The sequence below is a fragment of the Chitinilyticum piscinae genome (genome assembly GCF_015223195.1).
GTDB classification, from domain to species: domain Bacteria; phylum Pseudomonadota; class Gammaproteobacteria; order Burkholderiales; family Chitinibacteraceae; genus Chitinilyticum; species Chitinilyticum piscinae.
Window position 1 is genome coordinate 104,540 of record NZ_JADFUA010000002.1, and the last position, 20,342, is coordinate 124,881.

The following is a 20,342-nucleotide window of genomic DNA, read 5'->3' on the forward strand; positions in this document are numbered from 1 at the left end:
TTTCCTCAATGCAAAGGATGTGTAACAGGAGTCATGCTAGCCGAGCTTTACAGCAGCAAACATAAAGCTTACTGTGATTGATTATAAAGTTTTCTGGAATGGTCGGCGATGAATTACCGGCATCTGCATTATTTCTGGATGGTCGCAATGGAAGGGGGCATCAGTGCCGCCGCGCGCAAGCTGGGCATGACACCGCAGGCCATCAGCAGCCAGATCAGTACGCTGGAACAACAGGTGGGGCAGGTGCTGTTTACCCAGGTTGGGCGCAAGCTGGAGCTGACCGAGGCAGGACGCACCGCGCTGCATTATGCCGAGCGGATTTTCCAGCTGGGCGAGGAGTTGCAGCATGCGCTGGAGCAGGGCGGGGCCAGCCGCTCGCGGTTGAATGTGGGGGTGTCGGATGCGATTCCGAAAACGATCGCCCAGCAACTGCTCGCTCCGTTGGGGTCGGTGGCTACCCGGCTGGTGTGTGTCGATGGGGACAGGGATGAACTGATCGCCCGGCTGGCGCTGCATCAGCTGGATCTGGTGCTGTGCGATCGTGCGGGCAGCACCACCGAAGCCTTGAAATTGCAGAGCAAGCTACTGGTGTTTGCGCCCATCATGCTGCTGGGCACTGCTGAACTGGTCGCGCAATACCGCGATGGCTTTCCGCACAATCTGTCGGGTGCGCCCTTGTTGCTGCCTACCCGCAATGCGGCGCTGCGCGCGCAGATCGATGTGTGGATGGCAGAAAATCGCATCGTTCCGGATATTGTGGGTGAGTTTTCCGACAGTGCCCTGATGAGCGCATTCGCGCAGAGCGGAGCCGGCTTTTTCCCCAGCCCGGTGCTCGCTGCCGAACCGGCGACCACGGCCGGGCTGGTGTCATTGGGGCACCTGCCCGGCGTGATCGGGCACTATCACGTCATTTTCAGTGCCCGCAAAATCATGCATCCGGCGCTGGCGCGCTTGCTGGAGCTGGAGTCTGAAGCGGTCGCCTGATGGCTAACCATAGTGCAGCTCGCTGGCCTTGCCGCGGAACACGCGGTAGGCAAAGATCGTGTAGGTCGCAATCACGGGCAGCACCAGCACTGCGCCGTAGAAAATCACCTTGAGTGCCGCGGTGCTTGCGGCGGCCTGCCACAGCGTGAGCCGGTCGATCACCAGATAGGGGAAGACGCTGTAGCTCAGGCCATAGAAGGCGAGCAGCACGATGCCGACGACCAGCAGCAGCGGCAGGTGGCTCAGGCGCTCGCGTGCAGCGGCTTCACGTCTGGCCAGTCGCGGCAGCAGCAGCCACAGTGTGGCAAACAGCGCCGCGGTTGCGAGCGGCACCAGCGCCAGCAGAAAGACTGTCGGTAGCGCAAACCAGCGCTCGGCGATGCGTGCGCTTGCGAGCGGCGTGGCGATGGACACCAGGATGACCGCCGCGCCGGCTGCGTAGAGGCTGCGGCGAGCCCAGGCGATGGCGCGCAGCTGTAGCTGGCCTTCGGTTTTCAGGATTAGCCAGCATGCCCCAAGGAGTATATAGCCACCAGCCAGTGCCAATCCTGCAATTAGCGCCATACCCCATGCCATCGCACCGGGTGCAAAACCGGTGACAAAGCGGCCCAGCATCACGCCCTGTGCCAGCGCGGCCAGCAGCGATCCGGCGGCAAAGGCCTTGTTCCATGCGGACTGGTGTTCGTCGCGCGCCTTCACGCGGAAGTCGAAGGCCACGCCGCGCAGGATCAACCCCAGCAGCATGATTGCCACCGGCAGATACAGCTCGCCCAGAATGATGCCGTGCGCTGTTGGAAAGGCGACCAGCAGGAGGCCCACACCCAGCACCAGCCAGGTTTCGTTGGCATCCCAGAACGGGCCGATGCTGGCGATCATCGTGTCCTTTTCCGCCGCATCACCCAGCGGCAGCAAGAGGCCGACGCCAAGGTCATAGCCGTCCAGAATCACATACACCAGCATCGCCAGCGCCATCAGCGCGGCAAAAATCACGGGTAACCAGAATTCCATGTCACTCTCCCTGTGTGCTGGCAGTAATGGCCTTGCCGGCCATGTGGAACACGACGCTCACATACGCTGCCAGCAGCAATGCGTAGAGCAGCAGATACATGAGCAGTGTGCTGGCGACCATGCCGCCGGGCACCTTCGTCACCGCGTCGGCCGTGCGCAGCACACCCTGTACCAGCCAGGGCTGGCGGCCGATTTCGGCGACATACCAGCCGGCCACCGTGGCGATCCAGCCGCTGAAGGTCATCCAGACCAGTGCCCGAGCCAGCAGGGGGGGAAGCACGCGACGGCGGCAGAATTGCCACGCGCCCAGTATGCCGACCAGCATCATTGCGAGCCCGACACCGACCATGATCCGGAAGCTCCAGAACACCTTGGCGACCGGCGGGTGATCGTTGCCAAATTCATTCAAGCCACGGATTTCACCATTCAGCTCGTGCGTGAGGATGAGGCTGGCCAGCTTCGGGATGGCGATGCTGTAATCGTTACTGCGGGTTTCGCCGTTGGGCAGCGCAAACAGCTGCAGCGGCGCGCCACGCTCGGTGTGCCAGACGCCTTCGATGGCAGCGATCTTGGCTGGCTGGTGTTTGAGCGTATTCAACCCGTGCAGGTCGCCGAGAAAAGCCTGCAGCGGCGCCAGCACGGCGGCAATGATCAGCGCCGTTTTCAGTGCCGCCTTCACCCCCGCGGACTGGTCACCCTTGCCCCAGCGCCAGGCCGAGATGCCGGCAACCAGAAAGGCTACGGTGAGCGCCGAGGCCAGCAGCATGTGGCTCAAGCGATAGGGCATGGACGGATTGAAGATCACCGCCAGCCAGTCGGTCACTACCGCGCGGCCGTGGATCATCTCGAAACCGGCCGGCGTCTGCATCCAGGAGTTCAGTACGATGATCCAGAATGCGGATGCCGTGGTGCCGGCGGCGACCAGGAAGGTGGCGAAGGTATGCATGCGCTCTCCGACCTTCTGCCGGCCGAACAGCATGATGCCGAGGAAGGTTGCCTCCAGGAAAAAAGCGGTGAGTACTTCATACGCCAGCAGCGGGCCGGCAATGTCGCCGACCGTCTGCATGAAGCCAGGCCAGTTGGTGCCGAACTGGAAGCTCATGGTGATGCCGCTGACCACGCCGAGGGCAAAAGTCAGCGCAAACACTTTTACCCAGAAATAATAGGCATCGAGCCAGCCTGTATCGCCGCTGCGGCGGTAGGCTGTCTTGAACCACAGCAGCACCCAGCCCAGTGCGATGCTGATGGTGGGAAACAGGATGTGGAAGGTGATGTTTGCACCGAACTGGATGCGCGAGAGCGTCAGGACATCGAAATCCATGTCAGTCCTCCTTGCTGCGGCCAAGCCGGCTGGCTGCATCGACAAAACGGGTGACCTGCGTACCCAGCTTCAGCAGGCGCTCCAGCATCGCCGGGTCGAGTCGCTGCACCTCGCCAAACCAGGTCGTCAGCAGCTCGATGAGCTCGTGCATCTCGCGCATGCGGCGCTGCGCGTGTTCCTCGGCCGCGTCCTGCGGCTCCTGCAGCAGTGCTTCGCGCAGCAGCGACAGCGTCGGGTCGACCTCGCGCTTGCGTTTTTCCTCGGCCAGCGTGCGGAAGATTTCCCACACGTCGTCCGGCGTCGTGAAATAGTCGCGGCGGTCGCCCGGCAGGTGTACCAGGCGCACCAGCCGCCAGCTCTGCAATTCCTTCAGACCGATGCTGACGTTGGAGCGCGACATGCCCAGCTGCTCGACGATGTCGTCGGCGTTCAGCGGCTGCGGGCTGATGAACAGCAGGGCGTAAATCTGGCCCACCGTGCGGTTGACCCCCCAGCGGCTGCCCATCTCGCCAAAGTGCAGCACAAAGCGTTCATTCAGTGGTGTGAGATTCATGGCTTTCCAGTGTTTTTGTAATTTCAAGAATTTTTGAAAATACTAAACCTGAAGTTTGATCTCGCGCAAATTCTTTCGCTTGCTCGCAGCGTCACCAGTGGCTTGAACTTTGAAGGTGTGAATGTATTGCCTTGTATATTTTGAATTGCCTGGTTTACATGGCTATAGGTACATATGTATGCGGGGTAAGTGGGGGCGCTGTAAGTGTGGATGTTGCCATGGCGCCTGTACGAAGCAATGCCTGCAAAGGAATGAAGACTCCCTCTTCGGTCGGTCGCGGCGCATCTCGTACCGTGAATCCAGCTGCTGGCAGTTTTATTCTGCCGTGGCTGGCCACTGGCCACTGGCCACTGGCCACTGGCCACTTCGCGCTAGCGGCCAGGTAGGGGTAAAACCTTACACAGCTGTTTTGTTGTTTCCTGAATACATATTGTGACAATTCAGTTAAATAACTGCTCGGGTAATTATTACATAAGCATATGGCAATGTACTGGCGCGCCTGGGTTGTTAAGGCTGGCACAAAGTGGTATCTCGATTGGTATATGTATATAACCATACGAAATATAGAAATTTTGAGTAAGCATTATGTTGGGCATATTTGTTCTCTGATTACTCGCTTTGCTATGTCAGGAAGGCGCAATGACAGGCGGCTGGTCTTGAATTGCAGGCCGATATGACTCTGTAATAATCTCGCATTCAATATGAATATTTGGGCAAAAGCCCTGTGCGCAAGCGGGATGTTGTTGTCAAGTTGTTGAAATAAAAACAAAAATAACTTGGCTTTGTTGCGGTGTCCTGCATCGGTTTTCTTGGCCGATATTTTCATGCTGAGTTCTGGTGTTATTGCTGGTCGACTTTAAGGCCGGTTGGCGAACTGACAGCGTGAAGCTGACGGCTGCAACATGCTGTGCGCAGGGTGGCCATTGAACAGAATGCATCAGCGTCGATCATTTGCAATAACCTTACTTGGTCTTGGCGAGGCGGAAGTGCGCCTTGTGCGGAGCATCTGTGCCTTGACGGCAAGCCGCCAGCGCAGCTTCCGGGTTCTGGATGATCTGCAGAAGAGGGCGGACATCTTTATCGCGAATGCCGAATCCGCGGCCGTGCTGGATATCCTGCGCAGGCTCAACCGCCATAACCGCGTTCCGGTCATTTATGTTGCGCGCAACGAAATCGATCTGGGCGACTACCAGCTCAAGCGGCCAATGCTGCCTACGGCACTGCTGAAAATGCTGGAAACGGTAACGATCGCCGCACACAACTTCACGCCGGAGCTGGATCGCATTGGTGCTGCAGAGTTGCAGGGCAACGATCCGGAGAGCAACCAGCTGATCAATCAGGTGTTGTCCAGCAATTCGGCCAAGCAATTTTTCCGCGCGCTGATCATTGATGACAGTCCGACGGTGCGCAAGCAGCTTGAGCTCTTCCTCAAGCTGCTGGGTGGCGAGATCGACTGCGCCGAAACCGGTGAGGCAGGCATCTACCTTGCCTGCAACAACGATTACGACATGATTTTTCTCGATGTCGTCCTGCCGAATGTCGATGGGTATCAGGTCTGCAAGACCATCCGCAAGAACCGCGCAACTCGTGAGACGCCCATCATCATGCTCACCAGCAAGAGTTCGCCCTTTGATCGTGTGCGGGGCACGCTGGCCGGCTGCAGCACCTACCTGACCAAACCGGTCGACAGCACCCTCTTCAAGGAGGTAGTGCAGAAATACCTGCCACTGGCCGTCAATAACGATGCCTTCCTGCCGGCCTAGTGAGCACAAAGTGAATTTATACCTGAGGGTCAAACCATGAAAAAAGTACTTGTTGTTGATGATTCCCCGGCTGATCTGGCCAATCTGCGTACCATTTTTACCGACGTCGGCTGCCTGGTTTCCACCGCATCCACCGGCAGCGAAGCGGTCAAGAAAGCGCGCGCCGACAAGCCGAACATCATTTTTCTGGACATCGTGATGCCGGACATGGATGGCTATGAAGCGTGTCGCCTGCTCAGTGAAGAGCCGGCAACCAAGGATATCCCCGTGGTGTTTGTCACCAGCAAGGGGCAGAAGGCCGATCGTGTGTGGGGGCAGATGCAGGGGGCCAAGGGCTATGTGGTCAAGCCGTATTCCGCTGATCAGCTGATTGATCAGCTGAAAGCGCTGGCGTAAGCAATCATGGGAATGCCAGCTACGCTCCTGACCGGAAAGGCTCCCCAGCCTGCACCGGAGTCCGTCGTGCGCCGCTACGGCGTGATTACCGGGGGGCTGCACCTGTTACTGCCGCAGGAAGTGCCTTCGGAGTTGCTGCATGAGCAGGCGGTCAACCGCATCTTGCTGGCTCAGCCTGCCTTGCGCGGGGTCACCAATGTCCGTGGTGCCCTGTTGCCGGTGTTCGACCTTGCCCGGCTGCTGGCCATTCCCGATTCCAGCGCAGACAAGATTCTGATGCTGGGCAAACTTCCCGATGCCTTGGGATTGTTTGTTCATGATTTCCCGCATGCACTGACAGGATTGCAGCGCTGCGTTGATCCGGTCGTACCCCCGCTGTTACAGCCTTACCTGCAAGGCGCCTGGCTGCTTGACCGGGTGCAGTGGCTCGAAATCGATCTGCTGCAACTGTTCCGTGATCTGGCAAGACATGCCGCGCACAAAGAGTAAAGGACTCAAGTGATGAATTTGTACAAAAAACTGGTGCAGCGCCTTGATGCTGCACTGAATGAGCGCTCGGTTGCCTGGCGTACCCAGACCCTGTCCCGTGGAATCGTGGGTGGCTTTGCCGCACTGGGTGCCATTTACGTAGGCACCTTTGCTCTGGGCCAATATGCCGAGCATCGTCTGGAGCAGGTGAACCGCTTCGAGTTGTCGCTGAAATCCGCCGAAACCGAATACGTATTGACACGGCGTAATGAAAAAAACTTCTATCTGCCGTTCAAGACTGACAAGCCGCGCTATCTGAAGCAGCATGATGAGCAGACCGCCAAGTTGCGCAAGTCCATCGAGCAGGTGCTCGCCATGTCGCCTGACGAGGCCAGCGCCGAAAAAGCCCGTGAAATGTTGCAGGCGGTAAAGCTGTACAAGGATAAATTTGATATTTCCGCACGCAAGATGATCGAAGCGGGTTACTCCCCGGAGACCGGTCTGCACAAGCAGATGCGTGAAGCGATCAATACGCTGGAAGACAAGCTCGGTGACAATTCTGCTGAGCTGACCATTTCCAAGCTGCAACTGCGCCGTCACGAAAAGGACTTTATCCAGCGTGACGAACTGAAGTACAAGGAACAACACGTTGCCGAGCGTGCTGTTTTCATGGCAGCACTGGCGCGCTCAGCTCAGCCCAACAAGGAAGAAATTGGCCAGTTGTTCAACCAGTATGTAGTTGCATTTGATGCCTACGTTGAGGCTCAGTTGGCCGCGCGAGCTGCAGAAAAAGAGGCTAACAAGGCGTCGGATATTCCGGAGGAAGTACTGGAAAATCTGACCAAGGTGGCGCAATCTGCGATTGCCTCGCAAAAGGCGACAGGTAACCTGCTGTCGACCATTTCGCTGTCGGTATTTACCGTTGTTCTGGCCATCATTGCAGCGATGCTGACGCTGATGGTTACACTGATTGCCAAGGGGATTCGCCTGCCGGTGGAGCATCTGCACAATACCGTGGAGGCGCTGGCCAAGGGTGAGGATGTCCGTGCCGATATGGATCATCCGGATGAATTCGGTGAACTGGGCCGCTCGTTTGACCGCATGATTGAAGATCGTAATGCCGTACAGCGCGCGATCGTTGAGGAAAACGAACAGCTCAACGATGCCGTGTTGAATCTGCTGCAGGCCGTGGCAGTATTGGCCCGCAAGGATCTGACCCACAAGGTGCCGGTAACCGAAGATGTAACCGGCCCGGTTGCCGATGCGTTGAACCTACTGGCGTCCGAAACGGCGAAAGTATTGCAGCGCGTTTCCGATCTGTCCGCCGATGTGAGCCAGGCATCGCTGCTGGTGAAGGAACACAGTGACGAGGTGGTGGAAGTCGCCGAGAAGGAACGCGAGGAAGTCGAAAAGGCCGCCAAGGCGCTGACGCTGGCTGCGGAGTCGATGACCAAGATTGCCGCCGTCGCCCGCAGTGCCAACCAGTCGGCCGAGCAGGCAATGAAAACGACACGACAGGCGCTGGAAACGGTAAACACCACGGTTAGCGGCATTAACAATACCCGCGAAACCATCCGTGAAACCGAAAAGCGCATCAAGCGCTTGGGTGAGCGTTCGCAGGAAATTTCGCTGGCAGTAAACCTGATCAACTCGATCTCGGAACGTACCCACATCCTGGCGCTGAACGCTTCGATGCACGCCGCGTCCGCGGGTGAAGCGGGGCGCGGCTTTGCTGTGGTTGCCGATGAGGTTCAGCGTCTGGCGGAAAATGCCCGTCAGGCGACCCAGCAGATTTCATCGCTGGTGCATAACATCCAGGCAGATACCGCTGAAACGGTCAGTGCCATGAACCAGGCCATCGAGCAGGTGGTGGCGGGCTCGCGTCTGGCGGAACAAGCCGGCCAGCAGATGGAAGTAACCGAACAGAACACGGCGCAGCTGGTGAGGGCGGTACAGCAGATTGCTGCGGCGTCCGAAGCTCAGGTTCGGGTGAACCGTGATCTGGTGGTGCGTACCGAGGCCATTAATGCCTCCACGCAATACACGAACGAAAAGCTGAAAGAACAGGCACAGCATACCTATAGCCTCGTTGAGTACGCCCGCGGCCTGCTGTCTGCCGTTCGCGTATTCAAGCTGCCGGGCTGATGCGCAGAGGCGCGGGGGGCGGCTTGGCTCCCGTACTGCCCTTCAACCGTTCTCGATGCAGAAATGCCCCGAGCGTCGTTTGCGAAATGCCTGAGGTAGGTGCTGCCCAATAGGGCGAGCCGGCTCGGGCGACTGCATTTGTTCTCTACCGTCACCGGTGCCAGGCCGGTGCGAGTAATCCGCGTATTCCACAAGGGGGCCCAGTGCTCGCTGAATCGTCTGCTGCAATTTTGGCAGCACTAGCTACTGCCATTGATCATTATCACCAGGCTGCCACGGCCGAAGATGCTGCGCTAGCGCTGCGCGATGCCGTCCGTGTGGTGAACCAGCTGGGATCGCTGGCTGAAGATGTTGGCCAGATTGGTTTCTGCAGTTACTGCAGCATGCTGGGTGAGCAGCTCGGGCTTGTTGCCAGTCAGGGGGGCAGCCGAGTTTCTGCCGCCATGGTGTCGGTCATGGGGGCTTATCTGGGCAGTCCATCGGAGCAAACCCGCGCGGATTTGCTGGCGGTGCTGGCTGATCCATGCTGGAGCAGCCCGCTGGGGCACGATGACCTCCTGCTGATGGCTCAACTGCTGACGCTGGATATGTCCCTGGCTGAGGATGCTGGGGCAGGTGTGTCTGGCGCAGTGGAAGATGCCATACTGGACACTGTTCTGCTTGGCGATGTTCCGCAAACGCCTGATGACGGCGGTGAGGCCGAATTGCTGGCCTCGTTGGCAGAGCTCGAAGCCGAGGCGGCCACTGCCGCGCATGAATTGTTCGATTCCTTCGGATTGATTGATGACATTGCGGCATTGCTGCGTCAGGACTGGCATCGCCAGAGCCTTGCAAAAGCGCTACAGGCCTTGTCACTAGCTGCCCGCCATCAGCAGCAATTGGCTCTGGATTCACTGTGCCAGCATCTGGACAAGCTCTTGGAAGTTCGGGCCTGCCGCTGTCGCGAGCAACTGTCCGAACAGTTGCCCCTGCTGTTGCTGGATGCCGTGCTTGGCGACGCAGGTTGCGTTGCGGGGCTTTGGCAGCGGGCGGACGCCCTTTTTGCCGAGCAGTCTGATGCCGATTGCCTGGTTGACGTCGCCAACTGCATGGCTCCAGTCGCGCCGCAGGATACTGCTGCGAGCATGGTCGTTGCGACCGATGCTGACGATCCCGCTGTAGCGGAAGACATGCTCGCGATTCTGATTGCCGAACTGGATGACATTAATAGCCAGTTGCCGGCCCTGCAGGGGGGCGACAGTGGCCAGGAGTTGCTCGCGGAAATGCGCGGTTTGCTTGGCCGTCTTGAGGAAGTCTGCCGTGGTATAGGCATGCAGCCGCTGGCGGAATTGCTGGCGCTGATCGCGCAATCGCTGCACAGTAGCGATGTGGCAAGCCGCGATCTTGGCGAGAGCCTGTTACTGCTGCCATTCCGCCTGGGCCAGTATTGCAGGAATCTGCAGGACGAGCAGATTGTTGACGCACTGCTGGGCGGGCTGCCACTCACCGCAGCACCCAACTCCGCAATATTGGATGCATTGAAGCACCGTCTGCTGGCGCAGCCGCTGATGGCGGCCCAGCTGGCTGATCTCCCGCTGCGGCAGAAAGTGGCGCAAGCAGCCGATGTATCACTGGCTATTCCTGAAGATGTGAATCCGGAGCTGATGGAAGGCTTGCTGCAGGAGTTGCCCGTGCAGGCCGCCGCTTTTGCCCAGGCCATGCAGAAACTGGCAGCCGGGCAGGGTGCTGCAGCCGATATCGAGCTCGCCAAGCGTGCTGCACACACTCTCAAGGGGGCCGCCAATACGGTGGGGGTCGCCGGCGTTGCCAATCTGACTCACCATCTTGAGGATGTACTGATTGCCCTCTCGGAGCACGGGCGAATGCCGGGGCAGGAAATGGCCATGCTCCTGACCGAGGCGGGTGATTGTCTCGAGAACATGGCCGAGGCATTGATGGGCATTGCGCCTGCACCAGCCGACGGTCTGGCCGTTTTGCAGCGAGTTCTGGATCTGGCCAACGCGATTGACTGTGACGGTATTCCCGCTGCTCTGCCACTTGCCGATAGCCGGGCAACACCAGAGTCTGCCGCCGTGGTTGCGGCCGAGCCCCCTCAGGAGCAGGCAGAAGCCATGCTGCGCATTCCGGCCGCACTGGTTGACGAAATTCTTGGCCTGCTGGGCGAATCGATTGTCTCGGTGGCACAAATGCGTGAACTGCTGACACAAGCCAGGGAAGTCAACCGGCGCATGCGCATGCAGAACCAGAATGTTCAGCAGCTGGTGGCTGATTTCGAACAGCGGCTCGAGGTACGCGGCCAGGGTAGTGCCTTGCTGGCTGCGAACCAGGAATTCGATGCGCTGGAATTTGAAAGCTACAACGAATTGCACTCGATTTCGCGGCGGCTCACCGAGGCCAGCACGGATTCGCGTGAACTGGGGCTGGAAACGGAAAGTCTCTATCAGCGTCTGGGCGAAGCCATCGAAATGCAGCACAAGCTGCAGGTCAGCAACCAGGAGGTGGTAATGCGTACGCGCATGGTGCCGGTTAGCACCATCGAGGCCCGCCTGCAGCGCGCCGTGCGACAGACTTCGCGTCTGCTGGACAAGGATGTGGCCCTGATCGTACAGGGCGAACAAACCCTGATCGATAGTCATCTGCTCAACACGATTGTTGATCCACTCATGCATGTGCTGCGCAATGCCGTCGATCATGGCATCGAGAATCCCGCAATCCGCCTGCACGCAGGCAAGGATGAACAGGGCCGGATCTGCTTGTCCTTTGCCCGTGAGGGTAATGCAATTGTGGTGCGCTGCAAGGATGATGGCGGCGGCCTGGATCTGCCGGCAATCCGGCAGAAGGCCGAGAGGCTGGGGCTGGTCGGGCATGATGCAGTTCTCAGTCGCACTGAAACCGCGCGCCTGATCCTGCGGCACGGTTTTTCGATCCGCGACGAAGCCAGCCAGGTTTCCGGGCGCGGCATCGGGATGGATATCGTGCTGTCGACGGTCAATGCGCTCAAGGGTAACCTGATTCTGCATTCCGAGCAGGAGCAGGGCTTGCTGGTCGAAATGCGCTTCCCAGTTTCACTGGTTGCCAGCCATGCCCTGCTGGTTGAGTCCCAGCAACACCGGATGGCGATTTCAACCAGCGGCATTCTTGACTTGATCTATTACGATCTGGCTGATGTCCACAGCGAGAATGATGGAGGACGCGCGATCAGTGTCGGCGAGCAGCGCGTGCCGCTGATCGAGCTGGAAAAACTCTTCGGCTTGCCGGTGCCGGCAATCAGCGCCCAAAAGGCTGGCTTGCCAGCGATCGTGTTGCAGCTGGATTCGGGGGCATTGAAGGCCGTGCAGGTGCAGCGTGTCATCGATTCGCGCGATATCGTGCTGAAGGATCTCGGCCAGTTTGTGCCGCGCATCCCCGGTGTACTGGGCGCAACCGTACTGGGCGATGGTAGCGTCGCAACGGTGGTTGATCTGCGCGAATTGCTCGATAGTGAATTGATTGCGCTGAACGCGCTGGCAGCCGCAGGTCCGGATGCCGATGCGCCGCAGCTGCCACGGGCGTTGGTGGTTGATGATTCGATCTCTGCACGCCGAGCGACTACGCAATTCATGCGCGACTCAGGCTTTGAAGTTCGTTCGGCACTGGATGGTCTGGATGCGATCGAGCAGCTGGAAAACTGGCAGCCCGATATCGTACTGGTCGACATGGAGATGCCACGGATGAATGGCCTGGAGCTGGCCGCGTATTTCCGCACGCAGGAGCATCTGCGGCAGATCCCGATCATCATGATTACCTCGCGCTCGACCGAGAAACACCGCCGTCAGGCAGAGCTTTCAGGTGTTTCGCGCTATCTGGTGAAGCCCTTTCAGGATGAAGTGCTGATCACCCAGGTCATGGATCTCATGCAGCAGACCGGCTCGCCGGCTAGGGCGCTGGCGGTATAAGTCAGCACCCGTACCCAGCTCTGGGCCCGTGCCATCGCAGAGCAGGTTTATGGCCGGGCAAACGTCTGTCGCGCGGCAGTCACCCGCGCGCGGATCACGCAGTCGGCAGCGTGATCGTTGACCAGCCCCATTGCCTGCATCAGCGCATACATCGTCGTTGGCCCGACGAATTTCCAGCCCCGTTTTTTCAGGGCCTTGGACAGCGCCAATGATTCGGGCGTTTGCGCAGCAACTTGCGGGCCGGGGGCGGCCTGCGGCTCGTAGCGCCAGAAAAACGTTGCCAGCGAGCCGGCTTCGTCAACCAGCTCCAGCGCACGCTGCGCATTATTGATCGTCGCCTCGATCTTGCCGCGATGGCGCACGATGCCGGCATCCGCCAGCAGCCGCGCCACGTCGGCTTCCGTATAGCTTGCAACGATGCGGAAATCGAAACCGTCAAAGGCCCGGCGGAAGTTATCGCGCTTCCTGAGAATGGTGAGCCAGCTCAAGCCCGACTGGAAACCCTCCAGACACAACTTCTCGAACAGCCGCACGTCGTCCGCCACCGGATAGCCCCATTCATGGTCGTGGTAGGCGAGGTAGTCTGGTGCCGCGCCGCACCAGCGGCAGCGGGGGAGGTGGTCGGGGGCGAGTGTCGTCATGTCGGTAGCGGAGAATGAGTGGGGGATAAATGCTGTGCAAGCAGCTCATGAATCTGGCGGGATGCGAGTTCGGCCTGGCGGCTGAGCGGCCATTCCTTTCTGCGTACTAACCAGAGCGTGTCGGATACAGGGTGGCTTTGTGGCCACAGCGTGATGGCTTGCTGATCATGAAATGCGTCGATGGCCAGGCGGGGCAGAATGGCAAACCCCATGCCTGCTGCAACCGGCTGCAGGATCATGCCGATCTGATTGATGAAACCGCGCTGCGGCAACTCGGCCAGCCGGCGGCCGGGGAATGCCCGGGCCAGCCAGCGCGTGGCCATGGCCTCCCCGTCCGGATGGCCAATCCAGCCCAGTTCGCGGAGGTTTTCCCAGCTGGCCGCCGGCTTTGCTGCCGGCAAGGCCAGGCACAGCTCTTCCTTGCCCAGCGCCTCGCAAAGCAGATTGGGTGCAGCAGGTGGCAGGGTGACAATGCCCAGCTCGACGTCCTGCGCCAGCAGTGCTTGAGTCACGCTGGGCTCGGGGGCGAAGCGCATCTCCAGCGTGATGTCCGGGTGCTCGCGCAACCAGGCCAGCAAGCGGGGATAGAGTATCAGACCAACGCTGCCCGGAGTGGCCAGCCGAATCGGGCCACGCACCGGCCCTTCGGCCTGCAGTGCATCGCGCAGGCGGCTTTCGGCAATCCCGATTTGCTCGGCATAGTGTAGTACGGCCAGCCCGCGCGGCGTCAACTCCTGCCGGCGCCCGTTGCGCACAAACAGCCGGCCGGTCTGCGCCTCGAGCCTGGCGATATGCTGGCTGACTGCGGCCTGGGTCAGATTGAGCTGCTCTGCCGCCTGCGTGTAGGTGCCTGCGTTGACCACAGCGAGAAAAGAGCGCAGCCAGAGTGGGTTAACCATAATGAATTTTTATGTTTTCCATTACTTGATCTCGGTTCTTGTTATTCATTGCCCAGAATAAACTGGTGCTACCGATTTGAACAGGAGCCAGCAATGCAGACCCAGACTTATCCACGCAATTTCTCGCACATCGGCCTTACCGTCACCGATCTGGACGCCGCCGTACGTTTCTATACCGAAGTGATGGGCTGGTACCTGATCATGCCGCCGACCACCATTACCGAAGACGATTCGGCCATCGGCATCATGTGCAACGACGTATTCGGGCCGGGCTGGGGATCATTCCGCATCGCCCACCTGTCCACCGGTGACAAGATCGGCGTAGAGCTATTCGAGTTTCCCCACAGCGAGCGCCGCGAGAACAATTTCGAATTCTGGAAGACGGGTGTGTTCCATTTCAGCGTGCAGGATCCGGATGTGGAAGGGCTGGCCGCCAAGATTGTCGCGGCCGGTGGCAAGCAGCGCATGCCGGTGCGCGAGTACTATCCCGGGGAAAAGCCGTACCGCATGGTCTACATGGAAGATCCGTTCGGCAACATCGTGGAAATTTACAGCCACAGCTACGAGCTGACTTATTCGGCAGGTGCGTATCAGGCGTGACTTTTCGCTGCCCTATGGGTATGTTGCCAAAGCTGATTCATATCAGGGGATGTGCGGCCATATCCAGTTGGGTATGAGGTGTGGCGGGCTCGCTTTCCCTCTGCCAGCGCGAATGTTCCTGCGGGTGTTCTGCCCCCACGGTGCCTGGCCGCCGCCCCCTATGCAGCCATTGCCAGGGGCGGGTTGTCGCGCGCGGATACCTAGCAAGTTGCAGGAAATTCTGCCGCATTTTCTGCCCGCGGCCATGACGCTGATCCCCGTGCTGTGATAGCGTCGCACCCTGCCAAAGACGACCGAAAGGAAGCCCTCATCATGACCCTTGCCATCCCCGCCGAGCTGATCACGCTGGCAGGCCAGCTAGCCGACGCCAGTGCCGCCGCCATTCGCCCGCTGTTTCGCAGTGCCTTTGCCATTGATGACAAGTCGGATGACAGCCCGGTAACCGTGGCTGATCGCGAGGCCGAGCGGGTCATGCGTGCGCTGATCAATGCGTTGCGTCCGCAGGATGGCATCATCGGCGAGGAGTTTGGCGCGGAGCGCGCGGATGCCGAATGGGTATGGGTACTCGATCCGGTTGATGGCACCAAGTCCTTCACCGTGGGCCGTCCGCTGTTTGTGACGCTGATTGGGCTGCTGCATCGCGGTGTGCCGGTGCTCGGGGTGATCAATCAGCCGATCACCGGCGAGCGCTGGCTGGGCGGGGAGGGCGTGCCGACCACGCTCAATGGTGAAGCGGTGACGCTGAATGAAACCCGCGAGCTTGCCTGTGCCCGCATTGGTAGTACGGGGCCGGAGTATCTCTCTACAGGCCTTGCAGCATTTGAAGCGCTGGCCAATACCTGTCGCTACAAACTATGGGGCGGTGATGGTTATCTTTATGCGCAGGTCGCCAGCGGCTGGCTGGAAGTGGTGGTGGAGGAAGGCCTGAAGCTGCATGACTTTGCCGCGCTGGCGCCGGTGGTGAATGCCGCCGGGGGCAAGATGACCGACTGGCAGGGGCGGCCACTGACCATCGCCAGCGCCGACACTGGCCGCGTGCTGGCAGCGTGCAATCCGGCACTGCACGCGCTGGCCTTGCCCGCGATGCAGGTGATTGACTGAGCGTGATGATGCCTGACCGGCAAAGCTGACAAAACCGCTTGTCTCTTCCTGCGCCTTGGCAGCAGATTCTGATTTACGCCGCGAAATCAGCCGCCTATACTCGTCCGAGCCTGTAAGCTTACAGCTTGCAGGCCGGCCAGACCCAGTTTCCGGATACAGGAGACAGGCCTTGCTGCAGCAACAATTCCAATAATCGTTGTGTGACAAACCCGCAACGCCCGGGAGTGGCGGGAGGGTGGAGGATGAGAGCAATGAAAGTACGCAAGATGAGTCTTGCCGTGCGCGGTATCGCTTTGGCCGCGTTTATGGCCGGTGGTGCCAGCCTGCTGAATGCAGCGGTGCCCGGATGGTCGGGCAGCAAGATCGCCATGGGCGGGGTGATCAACGGCGGTGACGAAGCAGTGCTGCTGCAGCAGCGCCCGGTGGATGCACTCTTCACCTATGCCGGCATCGGCGGTGATGGCGACCGCACCCGCATCATTACGCTGGACACCAAGATCGACAAGATCATGAAGCAGATCCGGGCGATGGAGAGCAACCTCGCCGGGGAAACCTTCATGCCGACCATCGTGTTCTACACGGTCGACGCCAGCTCCAGCACCTACACGGCCAAGCTGGATCTGAGCAATGACAGCACCAATCACTACCTGCGCAATCACTACATCAACCTGATCAGCATGGCCAAGCAGCTGCAGTCCTACAAGGATGCCAAGCATCCGGTACCGGCGACGCTGCTGCTGAACCCGGATTATCTCGGCGAACTGCAGAAGCAGTGCGAGCCGACCTACTGCGACATTCCCTTTGACATGGCCGTGCCGGTAGCATCCGGCCTGACCGAGGCCTTCGATTATCTGGGGCTGGACAAGTCGCAGATCCCCGCGCAGTTCATGGCGGGCAACACGACCATTGCCGAATACAACCAGTCGGTCAGCTGGCTGGTGCGCCAGTTCGGTCCGGATATTCCCTTCGGCTGGCACGTGAACGTGTGGGCAGGGGACAAGCGCGGTCACGGCTGGCTGCAACTGGCCAGTACCACGCCGTCGATGGTGCCGGAGCATGTGACTGCCGTGAGCAACTTCCTCACGCAGATGAAGGTGTATGGCAATACCAACACCGCCTGGCTACCGGATTTCATCGCTTTCGACAAATGGGAACGTGATGCATTTGATGCGAGCCAGAGCGGCCTGCCTGTGCGCGGCGGCTATCTGTACAACGCGCCGGTGATGAATGCCTATCTCGATTACGTGAAGGGCGTTTCGGCTTCGGTCGCGCGTCCTGCGATGCTGTGGCAGATCCCCGGTGGGCATCTGCAGACAACGGGTGATGTCGATACCCGTGGCGACCACGGCTCGGCTGAGCCGGACTGGATTCTCGGTAATCCGGCGGTCGACCAGTATCTGTCGAATGTGCTGCCCTATATCGCCAACACCGCGATGCCGGACCCGACCACCAGTACCAATGTCTACTACCAGGGTGGGGCCAAGACGGTAAAAGCGCATCTGACCTGCCCGGCCTCCGAGCCGACCTGCTGGCAGACCGGACACCTCAACAAGCTGAAGGATGCCAATGTGTTCTCGGTGCTGTGGGGCGGTGGTTCGACCACATCGATTGCCGGCACCGCAAACGTCAAGGATGACGGTGGTTGGCTGTTTGCCCGCATCAAGGCGCTCGGGCTCAATAACGGCACTGGTAGCAGCGCGGCGATTCCGACGCCTGCCCCCACGCCGACCCCGGTGCCCGGAAGCAACTGCACGGCCTGGCAGAGCACGGTGGTATACAACGCCAACGATTGTGTGACCTACAACGGCGTCAATTACAAGGCGCAGTGGTATACGCAGGGCGACAATCCGGCGAGCAATTCCGGTGGACAGTATGACGGTAAAGTGTGGCTGATCCTGTCTGCGGCTTCGCCGACCCCGACCCCGACCCCGACGGCAACACCCACGCCTACCCCAACCGCAACGCCCACGCCCAAACCGAGCGCGACCCCCACCCCGACTCCAACTCCAACGGCTACACCTACACCAAGTGCGACGCCGACGCCGACACCGACACCGACACCGACACCGACGGCGACTCCGAGTCCAAGCGTTACTCCGACAGGGACGGTGGCAGCTTGCTATGCCGCTTGGAGTGCATCTGGCACCTATCTGGCCAATCAGACGGCCAGCTATGGTGGCCGCAATTACAGCGCCAAGTGGTGGACCAAGGGTGACGTGCCGACCGATTCCGGCGCCTGGGGCGTCTGGAAAGACCTGGGTATCTGCCGCTGATGAACGGCTGCAGCGTGACTCGCTGACGCGAGTTGCGCAGCAGCATTCCATTTCCATGATCGGCTGACGCGGTGCAATCTTCCCCGCCGCGGCCGGCTGGCGATCTGCCGGCCTGTCAGCACCCCGTCGCTGTTCAGGGGGCTGATTGCCTGGTTCGGATTTGACTCCGCCGGCTGGCATAGCGGCCAGCATCCGCCGTCGCCTGACGACTATTGATGGAGCACTATTATGAAAATTCGCATGCGAACCACTGCAGCTGCCTGCCTGGTTGCCCTTGGGTCACTCGCCCCGTTGCCATATCTGGCCGGCGTTGCCCAGGCCGCCAGCGCCTGGCAGGAAGGCGTGACCTACACCGCAGGCACCGTGGTGACCTACAAGTCCAATGACTACAAGGCGCTCGTGACTCACACCGCCTATGTTGGTACCAACTGGAATCCGGAAGCATCACCTACGCTTTGGGGGTTGATCGGGCCGAGCAGTGCAACTCCGACCCCGACGGCAACTCCTACCCCAACAGCAACTCCTACCCCGACAGCAACTCCTAGTCCTACTCCGACGGCAACCCCTGCTCCGACGGTAACGGCTACTCCTGCACCAGCAGCAACGTGCTATGCGGCCTGGAAATCCGGTACCGCCTACGTGTCGCCAAACCGTGTGACCTACAATGGCCGCAACTATGAAGCCAAGTGGTGGACGACTGACACGCCGAGCAATTCCGAATGGGGCCCGTGGAAGGATCTGGGCTCCTGCACAGGCAGTACCGCAACGCCTACGGCAACACCCACGCCTACGGCAACACCCACGCCTACGGCAACACCCACGCCTACGGCAACACCCACGCCTACGGCAACACCCACATCCACAGTAACGCCCACACCGGCTGTGACAGCAACTCCGGTGCCGACGGCCACCCCGAGCCCCTCGCCCGTTGCCTCCTACAAGCCGCAGATTACGTATGTTCCGCAGCCCTCAGGCTACCCGAGCAGCAGCCAGTTTGCCGCAGCCGAACAAGCGCTGGCGACCGGTGTGGGCAGTGATGCCGGTACGCTTGAACGTATCCGCGCCGCCTTGCGCGTGCGCCCGGATAGCGAGGTCGAGGCGGTTCTACCGGGGCGTGCCGCCAATCCGGATAATGTGCTGCGCGTCGAGCGGGTGCTGCCGCAGGCCAAGTTTGACCAGCTGTTGCCGGTGCGCAACGTTGCTTATACCTACACCAATCTGCTGCGGGGTGTCGCCAAATTCCCGGCGTATTGCGACAACTACACCGATGGGCGCAACGCCGATGCCATCTGTGCCAAACTGCTCGCGACGTCGCTGGCGCACTTCACCCAGGAAACCGGCGCCAGCTGGTCAACACTGACCCCGGCTGGCGTGAAGGCCTATCCGGACAATTACAACGCGGTGCTGGCGACCATGCCGCAGGACACGCCAATTCCGACCTGGAACCAGGCGCTGTGGTATCTGCGCGAAATGGGTTACAACGAGGGCTCGGCAATCGGTGCCTATCAGGATTGCTACAAGGGCGCAGGCAGCTCGATCTGGGGCATTTTCTATCCCTGCGGGCAGAATGCCCAAGGTAAAAACCTCGACTACTTCGGCCGTGGTTCCAAGCAACTGTCGTACAACTACAACTACGGCCCGTTCAGCAAATCGCTGTATGGCGATGTGAACGTCCTGCTCGACAATCCGGGCAAGGTTGCCGATACCTGGCTCAACTTCGCCTCGGCAATCTGGTTTGCCGTCTACCCGCAATCGCCCAAACCGCCGATGACCTGGGTGGTCGATGGTACGTGGAAGCCCAATGCCTATGATGTGTCGCAAGGCTTGCTGCCGGGCTTTGGCGCGACCATCAACATCATCAATGGTGGCATCGAGTGTGGTGGAGGCAGCGATGTACAGCAGGCCAAGAACCGTATCGCGGCATACAAGGAATACGCCAAGGTGCTGAATGTCGACATCAGCGGCGAGCAGCTGTCCTGTGCCAACATGCGGCCGTTCTCGGAAGGCTCCGCGGCAGCGACCAAGACCTATCTCGACAAGAACTGGGGCTATAACGCCGCCAATCCGAATGGTGCCAGCTACGCCTGCAGTCTGGTGGCTTATCAGACCCCCTTCTCGATTGCCCAGCCGGGTGATTATCAGTCCTGTGTGGATTACTTCTTCCGCGGCAAGGTTCTCTTCAATGGTCAGGTGACCGTGGACAATACCAAGTAATTGCGATTGTCTTCACCCATCAGACGGGCTTCTTCGGGAGC

16 protein-coding genes are annotated in these 20,342 nt (G+C 59.9%); 10 read left to right on the plus strand and 6 right to left on the minus strand.

The genetic code is table 11. The features are described 5' to 3' along the window. Positions 1–108 precede the first annotated feature (108 nt). Positions 109–984: a LysR family transcriptional regulator gene (locus INR99_RS04355; RefSeq protein ID WP_194115087.1), complete on the plus strand. Its 876-nt coding sequence runs from the start codon at positions 109–111 to the stop codon at positions 982–984. A 3-nt stretch (positions 985–987) separates the two neighbouring features. Here INR99_RS04355 and INR99_RS04360 read toward each other — a convergent pair whose 3' ends face one another. The 4 genes from INR99_RS04360 to INR99_RS04375 all read right to left on the minus strand — a co-directional run bounded on the left by INR99_RS04360 (position 988) and on the right by INR99_RS04375 (position 4,692). After that, positions 988–1,992, minus strand: a complete 1,005-nt coding sequence (locus INR99_RS04360) for a cytochrome d ubiquinol oxidase subunit II (protein WP_194115088.1) — start codon at positions 1,990–1,992, stop codon at positions 988–990. 1 nt (position 1,993) lies between these two features. After that, a complete protein-coding gene (locus tag INR99_RS04365; protein WP_194115089.1) occupies positions 1,994–3,313 on the minus strand; it encodes a cytochrome ubiquinol oxidase subunit I in 1,320 nt (439 codons plus the stop codon). 1 nt (position 3,314) lies between these two features. Further along, positions 3,315–3,866, minus strand: coding sequence for a GbsR/MarR family transcriptional regulator (locus tag INR99_RS04370; RefSeq protein WP_194115090.1), 552 nt, complete (start codon positions 3,864–3,866; stop codon positions 3,315–3,317). Between the two features lie 583 nt (positions 3,867–4,449). Next, complete coding sequence (locus INR99_RS04375) at positions 4,450–4,692, minus strand: hypothetical protein (protein WP_194115091.1); 243 nt, start codon at positions 4,690–4,692, stop codon at positions 4,450–4,452. 187 nt (positions 4,693–4,879) lie between these two features. Between INR99_RS04375 and INR99_RS04380 the strand changes: the two genes are divergently transcribed. The 5 genes from INR99_RS04380 to INR99_RS04400 all read left to right on the plus strand — a co-directional run bounded on the left by INR99_RS04380 (position 4,880) and on the right by INR99_RS04400 (position 12,573). Then, positions 4,880–5,629, plus strand: a complete 750-nt coding sequence (locus INR99_RS04380; RefSeq protein WP_194115092.1) for a response regulator — start codon at positions 4,880–4,882, stop codon at positions 5,627–5,629. Between the two features lie 36 nt (positions 5,630–5,665). Continuing rightward, positions 5,666–6,025, plus strand: coding sequence for a response regulator transcription factor (locus tag INR99_RS04385; RefSeq protein WP_194115093.1), 360 nt, complete (start codon positions 5,666–5,668; stop codon positions 6,023–6,025). A 12-nt stretch (positions 6,026–6,037) separates the two neighbouring features. Next, positions 6,038–6,514 (plus strand): chemotaxis protein CheW, encoded by a 477-nt coding sequence (locus tag INR99_RS04390; RefSeq protein WP_194115094.1) that lies wholly within the window; start codon positions 6,038–6,040, stop codon positions 6,512–6,514. Between the two features lie 12 nt (positions 6,515–6,526). After that, positions 6,527–8,638: a methyl-accepting chemotaxis protein gene (locus tag INR99_RS04395; protein ID WP_194115095.1), complete on the plus strand. Its 2,112-nt coding sequence runs from the start codon at positions 6,527–6,529 to the stop codon at positions 8,636–8,638. Between the two features lie 230 nt (positions 8,639–8,868). After that, positions 8,869–12,573 (plus strand): hybrid sensor histidine kinase/response regulator, encoded by a 3,705-nt coding sequence (locus INR99_RS04400; protein WP_194115096.1) that lies wholly within the window; start codon positions 8,869–8,871, stop codon positions 12,571–12,573. A gap of 47 nt (positions 12,574–12,620) precedes the next feature. On the opposite strand, the gene INR99_RS04405 is transcribed toward INR99_RS04400, so the two are convergent. Then, positions 12,621–13,214: a DNA-3-methyladenine glycosylase I gene (locus tag INR99_RS04405; RefSeq protein ID WP_194115097.1), complete on the minus strand. Its 594-nt coding sequence runs from the start codon at positions 13,212–13,214 to the stop codon at positions 12,621–12,623. Further along, positions 13,211–14,113, minus strand: coding sequence for a LysR family transcriptional regulator (locus INR99_RS04410; RefSeq protein ID WP_194115098.1), 903 nt, complete (start codon positions 14,111–14,113; stop codon positions 13,211–13,213). The genes INR99_RS04405 and INR99_RS04410 overlap by 4 nt, the downstream gene beginning before the upstream one ends. 93 nt (positions 14,114–14,206) lie before the next feature. Here INR99_RS04410 and INR99_RS04415 point away from each other — a divergent pair, with 93 nt between their 5' ends. The 4 genes from INR99_RS04415 to INR99_RS17315 all read left to right on the plus strand — a co-directional run bounded on the left by INR99_RS04415 (position 14,207) and on the right by INR99_RS17315 (position 20,301). Beyond that, entirely contained in the window at positions 14,207–14,713 is a 507-nt protein-coding gene (locus INR99_RS04415) for a lactoylglutathione lyase family protein (RefSeq protein ID WP_194115099.1), read from the plus strand. Between the two features lie 312 nt (positions 14,714–15,025). Continuing rightward, complete coding sequence (locus tag INR99_RS04420; RefSeq protein WP_194115100.1) at positions 15,026–15,814, plus strand: inositol monophosphatase family protein; 789 nt, start codon at positions 15,026–15,028, stop codon at positions 15,812–15,814. 251 nt (positions 15,815–16,065) lie between these two features. Beyond that, positions 16,066–18,087 carry a carbohydrate-binding protein gene (locus INR99_RS17310; protein ID WP_228098082.1) on the plus strand — a complete coding sequence of 674 codons (2,022 nt, stop codon included), beginning with the start codon at positions 16,066–16,068 and terminating at the stop codon, positions 18,085–18,087. Positions 18,088–18,315: 228 nt separating this feature from the next. Further along, positions 18,316–20,301 carry a glycoside hydrolase family 19 protein gene (locus INR99_RS17315; protein ID WP_228098083.1) on the plus strand — a complete coding sequence of 662 codons (1,986 nt, stop codon included), beginning with the start codon at positions 18,316–18,318 and terminating at the stop codon, positions 20,299–20,301. Positions 20,302–20,342 lie beyond the last annotated feature (41 nt).

Excerpts from the sequence above, each read along its gene's own strand:
- INR99_RS04355 (WP_194115087.1), top strand. The coding sequence starts at position 109 with ATGAATTACCGGCATCTGCATTATTTCTGGATGGTCGCAATGGAAGGG.
- INR99_RS04420 (WP_194115100.1), top strand. The coding sequence starts at position 15,026 with ATGACCCTTGCCATCCCCGCCGAGCTGATCACGCTGGCAGGCCAGCTA.
- INR99_RS04375 (WP_194115091.1), bottom strand. The coding sequence starts at position 4,692 with ATGAAAATATCGGCCAAGAAAACCGATGCAGGACACCGCAACAAAGCC.
- INR99_RS04415 (WP_194115099.1), top strand. The coding sequence starts at position 14,207 with ATGCAGACCCAGACTTATCCACGCAATTTCTCGCACATCGGCCTTACC.
- INR99_RS04370 (WP_194115090.1), bottom strand. The coding sequence starts at position 3,866 with ATGAATCTCACACCACTGAATGAACGCTTTGTGCTGCACTTTGGCGAG.
- INR99_RS04410 (WP_194115098.1), bottom strand. The coding sequence starts at position 14,113 with ATGGTTAACCCACTCTGGCTGCGCTCTTTTCTCGCTGTGGTCAACGCA.
- INR99_RS04360 (WP_194115088.1), bottom strand. The coding sequence starts at position 1,992 with ATGGAATTCTGGTTACCCGTGATTTTTGCCGCGCTGATGGCGCTGGCG.
- INR99_RS04390 (WP_194115094.1), top strand. The coding sequence starts at position 6,038 with ATGCCAGCTACGCTCCTGACCGGAAAGGCTCCCCAGCCTGCACCGGAG.
- INR99_RS04385 (WP_194115093.1), top strand. The coding sequence starts at position 5,666 with ATGAAAAAAGTACTTGTTGTTGATGATTCCCCGGCTGATCTGGCCAAT.
- INR99_RS04365 (WP_194115089.1), bottom strand. The coding sequence starts at position 3,313 with ATGGATTTCGATGTCCTGACGCTCTCGCGCATCCAGTTCGGTGCAAAC.
- INR99_RS04395 (WP_194115095.1), top strand. The coding sequence starts at position 6,527 with ATGAATTTGTACAAAAAACTGGTGCAGCGCCTTGATGCTGCACTGAAT.
- INR99_RS04405 (WP_194115097.1), bottom strand. The coding sequence starts at position 13,214 with ATGACGACACTCGCCCCCGACCACCTCCCCCGCTGCCGCTGGTGCGGC.
- INR99_RS17310 (WP_228098082.1), top strand. The coding sequence starts at position 16,066 with ATGAAAGTACGCAAGATGAGTCTTGCCGTGCGCGGTATCGCTTTGGCC.
- INR99_RS17315 (WP_228098083.1), top strand. The coding sequence starts at position 18,316 with ATGAAAATTCGCATGCGAACCACTGCAGCTGCCTGCCTGGTTGCCCTT.